The following is a 1052-nucleotide window of genomic DNA, read 5'->3' as shown; positions in this document are numbered from 1 at the left end:
TCGGTGTCTCAGGAGTATGTAGCCTTAGCGGATGGTGCCGCTGGATTCAGACGGGGTTTCTCCGGCCCCGCCTTACTCAGGATCCTGCTACCGTAAACCAAACCTGTCACTTACCGGACTCTCACCGTCTATGGTGTGCTTTCCCAAGCACTTCAGTTAGGTTGGTTTAATCAGATGTCGCAGTCCTACAACCCCAAGGTGGCCGTAACCACCCTGGTTTGGGCTCCTCCCCGTTCGCTCGCCACTACTTGGGGAATCATGGTTATTTTCTTTTCCTGCAGGTACTTAGATGTTTCAGTTCCCTGCGTTTGCCGCCGCTGCACAAGGCAGTCGGCTCTTGCCTCTTCCAGGCAAGGGGTTGCCCCATTCGGAAATCTCGGGATTAGCGGGTATGTGCCCCTCCCCCGAGCTTATCGCAGCTTATCACGTCCTTCGTCGCCTCTGAGACCCTAGGCATCCCCCGTGTGCTCTTATTTACTTCGTCTTCGTAACCACACTTGTGTAATTCCCCTCTTAAAGAAAGGCAAGTGCGCTACGCTTCGTTTTTGTTACCCCTTACGTCAAAGAACGTGTAATACTGCAAGCAGTATTAGTGTGAAATGTCAGTCAATCACTGATATTTCTAAACAGACATCATTGATGCACCCAATCGATGCAAATAATGGTGGAGAATAACGGATTCGAACCGTTGACCCCCTGCGTGCAAGGCAGGTGCTCTAGCCAGCTGAGCTAATCCCCCGAGTTTCGTTTCCAGCAGCAATCCCGCCAGTTACAGTGGGCCTGCGTGGACTCGAACCACGGACCTCTACATTATCAGTGTAGCGCTCTAACCACCTGAGCTACAAGCCCGGGTTTCGACGATACCCGAAGGAAACCGTAGAATCCGTATTCAAAGATTATTTGAATGGGGAAACAAACAAAATCGTAAGCAGTAAGCGAAACTACTTGGATAACATCGTGAGCAAGGCCGCTCCAGAAAGGAGGTGATCCAGCCGCACCTTCCGGTACGGCTACCTTGTTACGACTTAGCCCTAATTACCTGTTCTACCCTA

2 tRNA genes and 2 rRNA genes are annotated in these 1052 nt (G+C 51.2%); all 4 read right to left on the bottom strand.

The window, feature by feature from the left end:
• Positions 1-484: ribosomal RNA gene (locus ABD919_RS13870) — 23S ribosomal RNA — on the bottom strand; the annotation flags it as partial.
• A gap of 178 nt (positions 485-662) precedes the next feature.
• A tRNA-Ala gene (locus ABD919_RS13865) sits at positions 663-739 on the bottom strand.
• A gap of 36 nt (positions 740-775) precedes the next feature.
• A tRNA-Ile gene (locus ABD919_RS13860) sits at positions 776-849 on the bottom strand.
• Between the two features lie 127 nt (positions 850-976).
• Positions 977-1052: ribosomal RNA gene (locus tag ABD919_RS13855) — 16S ribosomal RNA — on the bottom strand; the annotation flags it as partial.

It is taken from the genome of Hymenobacter saemangeumensis, from assembly GCF_039541835.1.
In the GTDB taxonomy this organism is placed as follows: Bacteria; Bacteroidota; Bacteroidia; order Cytophagales; family Hymenobacteraceae; genus Hymenobacter; species Hymenobacter saemangeumensis.
This window is presented reverse-complemented; position numbering and strand designations above follow the sequence as displayed.